This is a genomic window from Coleofasciculus sp. FACHB-712 (assembly GCF_014695635.1).
Taxonomy (GTDB): Bacteria; Cyanobacteriota; Cyanobacteriia; order Cyanobacteriales; family FACHB-T130; genus FACHB-T130.
On sequence record NZ_JACJOQ010000424.1, the window covers coordinates 1 to 4,897 of the forward strand.

Below are 4,897 nucleotides of genomic sequence, written 5' to 3' on the forward strand. Positions count from 1 at the left end.
CAACGACTAAAAACGATCGATCGTTACCCATTACCCAAAATTAAAATGATTCTCTCACAACGCTTTACAGATGCACTGACCTTTGCCACCGCCTTGCACGCGAACCAAATTCGCAAAGGTTCGGGTGTTCCCTATATTTCTCATTTACTCGGCGTCACCAGTATTGCTTTAGAGCATGGCGCGAATGAAGATGAAGCGATCGCTGCTCTACTCCATGATGCCATCGAAGACCAAGGTGGTGCCGCGACACGAGAAGAAATTCGTCGTCGATTTGGAGATACCGTCACGGAAATTGTCAACGGTTGTACCGATGCTGACACAACACCCAAACCCCCTTGGCAGCAACGCAAAGAAGCTTATATTGCCCATATCCCGACTGCTTCAACCTCGGTGCGTCTTGTCTCAGCAGCCGATAAACTCCACAATGCCCGCTCGATTTTGACTGATTATCACATTGTAGGCGAGGCAATTTGGGAACGCTTCCAAGCAGGCAAACAAGGAACGCTTTGGTATTATCGCTCGTTGGTTGGCGCATTTCGCAAAGCCGGTTCATCACCGCTCATTGATGAATTAGAACGGGTCGTTTCAGAAATAGAACATCAGGTAGACAAAGCGACTTAAGCTGCTTGATTGACAAATCTCTTGAAACCCTGCCAATTTGTAGGGTGGTCTCATGCGGGAGCGGTATCATTACCTTTACAAGAGGCTAGATGCTTTTGCCGTGCTTGTTTGGGTTGCCATCTGATTCTTAAGTAGAGACCCCCTAATTCCTGTACTAACCTCTTGACTACAGGAAAATACAGCGAAGGCAGTTCCGAAAACTAGCCTGTTTTCCCTTTATTTGACAAATAAATAGTACAAAAATTATCTATTTTTATCGATAAAAAGTAAGAATATTAAGATAGAATTTTTTGGTTTTAGGAACTGAAAATTCTGTAGACAACTTGCTAGATGTGATTCTACGCCAAATGATGTCATCGCATGAATGTAGATGAAGTTCTGGAAGCCGTAGAAAAAGTTCTGCTTTTTCGGCAACTCAGTCCTGTTGAGCGATTAATCCTGCATCGCTCTTGGTTAGGAGACGATTATCGTGAAATTGCACGGGATTCTGCTTACAGTATCCCCTACCTCAAAGAAGTTGGTTCCCACTTGTGGCAGGCTCTCTCAGCAGCACTCAACCAGAGAGTGACGAAAAAAAATTTGCATTTACTCGTTAACCTGCACCAGCAAAACCGGACAGGTGAACAGCAAAATAGACCGCAAGAGGCGCAAACAGACACAGGAGTAGAAGATAATTTTATAGCTTCAGAAACAGAAACCGAGCAAAAATTTCCTGGGGGTCCTGTACCGCTAGATTCTCCTCTCTACATCAATCGTCCCCCGATTGAAGAACTCGCCTGCACTGAGATTACCCAACCTGGATGTCTGCTCCGCATCAAAGCACCCAAGCAGATGGGGAAAAGTTCACTACTTATCCGGATTCTGGCTCGCGCTACAGATGTTGGTTACAAAACGGTCTCTTTAGATTTTCAGGAAGCCGACGAAGCAGTTTTTGCCTCCCTCGATAAATTCCTACGCTGGTTCTGTGCCAATGTCAGCAGACAGTTGAATCTCAATCCCCTAATGGATGAGTTTTGGGATGAGGATATGGGCAGTAAAGTTAGCTGCAAAATCTATTTCGAGGGTTATCTGTTCAAGCAAGTTAACAGTCCTCTAGTGTTGGCTTTGAATGAAGTTAATCGGGTTTTTGAGCATCCCAAAATCGCCTTAGATTTTCTCCCAATGCTGCGATTTTGGCACGAACAAGGACGAGCAGTGGAAGTTTGGCAAAAGCTCAGGCTTTTGGTTGTTCATAGTACAGAGATTTATATTCCGCTAAAGCTGAATCAATCCCCCTTCAATGTCGGAATATCCATTGGTTCACCCCAGTTTTCCAGCGAACAGGTGCAGGATTTGGCACAGCGCTATGGACTTGATTGGAGCGATAAAATAGAGACACAAAATGGCACTTCCTGCGGCAATGATTACACATCTCTACTAATGGCAATGGTGGGCGGACATCCCTATTTGGTAAGCGTAGCGCTTTATCACCTGCGTCGAGGAGCGATGACATTAGAGGAGTTATTGCAAGTGGCTCCTACACCCGCCGGGATTTATAGCGACCATCTACGGAGTCATTTGGTGATGCTCCAAGATGAACCACAATTAGCATCGGCTTTGCAACAAGTTGTTACTGCTGATGAGAGCGTACAATTAGAAGCGATCGCAGCCTATAAGTTAGAAAGCATGGGATTGATCCAAATGGATGGAAATCGGGCAAGTCCCAGCTGCCAGCTATATCGTCTCTATTTTCGCTCGCAGCTAGGAGAGAAAAAAGAATGCCAATGCCACTCCAAGAATACTGAGCGATGAAATACCAAGTCGGTGGTAGTCTAACGAGCGAAGCACCCAGCTATGTACAACGAATTGCAGACTCCCAACTCTATGAAGCATTAAAACAGGGTGAGTTTTGCTACGTTCTCAACTCCCGACAAATGGGCAAATCCTCTCTGCTGGTGAGAACTCGCTATCGCTTGCAACAAGAAGGGTTTAAATGCACTGCTGTGGATATGACTAATATCGGCAGTGAAAATATTACGCCGACTCAGTGGTACAAGGGAATTGTTGCCGATCTGTGGTCGGGTTTTAACTTGTTAGAAAAACTTAATTTGAAAGCTTGGTGGCGAGAGCAAGAAGATATCTCCCTACTCCAAAGGTTGAGCCGATTTCTTGCCGATTTGTTATTGGTTCAATTTCCGAATGAAAGACTATTTATGTTTATTGATGAAGTTGATAGCATTTTAAGTTTGGATTTTCCGGTCGATGACTTCTTTGCCTGGATTCGGTTTTGCTACAACCAACGAGCCATCAATCCAGAATACAGACGGATTACTTTTGCAATTTTTGGTGTAGCAACGCCAAGCGATCTCATTGTTGATAGAAATCGAACCCCCTTTAATATTGGGAAAGCGATAGAACTAACTGGCATTCAACTGCACGAAGCTCAGCCATTAGTGAAAGGATTAGAGGTAAAAGAAGGAAGCTCACAGACCGTTTTAAAAGAAATATTAGCCTGGAGTGGAGGGCAACCCTTTCTCACCCAAAAGCTGTGTAACTTGGTAGGGAATCTTGTTGACACGCGATTGAGCGAGTCTGAGACGATGAACAGCGTTCTGACCATTCCTCCAGGAAATGAGGCGTTTTGGGTAGAAAACCTGGTGAAGACACGCATCATTCATAAATGGGAAAGCCAAGATGAACCAGAGCATTTAAAGACAATACGCGATCGCATCCTTCGCAACGAGGAACGCGCTGGCAGATTTTTGGGAATGTACCAGCAAATCCTACAAGGTGTGGAAGTACCAACCGATGACAGCCGAGAGCCAATAGAACTGTTGTTATCAGGATTAGTGGTAAAAGCTCAGGGTTATTTAAAGATAAAAAATCGAATCTATGAAGAAGTATTTAATCTCGAATGGGTAGACAAGCAATTAAAGGAACTGCGCCCTTACTCTCAACTTTTTGATGCTTGGATTGTTTCAAAGCAAAAGGATGCATCGCGGCTGTTGCGCGGACAAGCGCTGAAAGACGCTCAAATATGGGCACAAGGTAAAAGCTTGAGCGATTTGGACTATCAATTTTTAGCCGCTTCTGGCGAATTGGATAGGTTGGAAATGCAGCAAACTCTAGAAGCAGAACGGCTGAAAGAAGTAGAAGCGCGACTGGCGGAGGAACAAAAAAGATTAGCACTAGAGAAAAAAAGTTCTAGGCGACAAAGGTTTTTGCTTTTTGTCGTAAGTATTGTATTAATTTTAGCTTGTGCATTGGGGCTAGCGGTTTATGTTCAGTATCGGCAAACGGCTGTAAGCGAGATCAAAGCGATCGCTAAATCTTCCGAAGCACTATTCGCCTCAAATCAAAAGTTAGATGCACTCGTACAAGCGATCGCAGCAAAGCGACGATTAGACAAGTTGAATGTTGCAGATGCAGATATTCAGCACTCAGTGAAGGAGGCTCTCCATCAGGCTGTTTATGGAGCGGTTGACTATAACCAGTTATCCGGGCATGACAATGTGGTTAATGATGTAACTTTCAGCCCTGATGGCGAACTCATTGCCTCAGCTTCTGCCGACAAAACCATCGATCTGTGGAAAAAAGACGGTACAAAAGTAGGAACGCTTCAAGGACACAACAATACGGTTTGGAGTGTCGTATTTAGCCCCAGAGGGGATCTAATTGCTACTGGTTCTGGGGATAACACCGTTAAACTTTGGCGCAAAACGAGTACAAAATTACCAAACGCAAAGCCGAGCTATACCTTGTGGCACACCTTACAAGGACATACTAATGCAGTTGCACAAGTAGCGATCGCTCCTAACGGTCAGACCATTGCATCTGCTTCTAAAGATAAAACAATTAAACTCTGGAGTACAGACGGCAAACTGCTGAGAACTCTCACCGGGCATACGGATGAAGTTGCCAGCGTTGCCTTTAGCCCTGACAGTCAGATCGTTGCATCTGCTTCTCACGATAAAACCATCAAACTCTGGAGTACAGACGGTCAACTGCTGAGAACCCTCACCGGACATACCGATAGAGTTAAGCACGTTGCCTATGCGCCAAGCGCAGGCTACGCCAACAGCCCCCAAGGAAATCTTATTGCCTCGGCGAGTTGGGATAAAACAGTCAAACTTTGGCACCTTGATGGAACTTTAGTCCAAACCCTAACTGGACACAGCGATGCAGTAGGCAAAATCGCTTTTAACCCTCAAGGTCGTTTAATCGCCTCGGCAAGTCTTGATAGAACAGTCAAACTTTGGAACCTTGACGGGACTCTCGTAAAAACCCTGCCAGCCGC

3 protein-coding genes are annotated in these 4,897 nt (G+C 45.0%); all 3 read left to right on the forward strand.

Going from position 1 to position 4,897, the window contains the following annotated elements; genetic code table 11:
• Nucleotides 1-48: 48 nt before the first annotated feature.
• The gene (locus H6F50_RS13085; protein ID WP_190429034.1) at nt 49-621 is read left to right on the forward strand and encodes an HD domain-containing protein; all 573 of its coding nucleotides are present in this window, start codon (nt 49-51) and stop codon (nt 619-621) included.
• A gap of 360 nt (nt 622-981) precedes the next feature.
• Nucleotides 982-2,412, forward strand: a complete 1,431-nt coding sequence (locus tag H6F50_RS13090) for an AAA-like domain-containing protein (RefSeq protein WP_190429032.1) — start codon at nt 982-984, stop codon at nt 2,410-2,412.
• Nucleotides 2,409-4,897, forward strand: a 2,489-nt coding sequence (locus tag H6F50_RS13095) for an AAA-like domain-containing protein (RefSeq protein WP_190429033.1), incomplete at its 3' end; no start/stop codon positions are given. The genes H6F50_RS13090 and H6F50_RS13095, both read left to right, overlap by 4 nt.

Excerpts from the sequence above, each read along its gene's own strand:
- H6F50_RS13090 (WP_190429032.1), top strand. The coding sequence starts at position 982 with ATGAATGTAGATGAAGTTCTGGAAGCCGTAGAAAAAGTTCTGCTTTTT.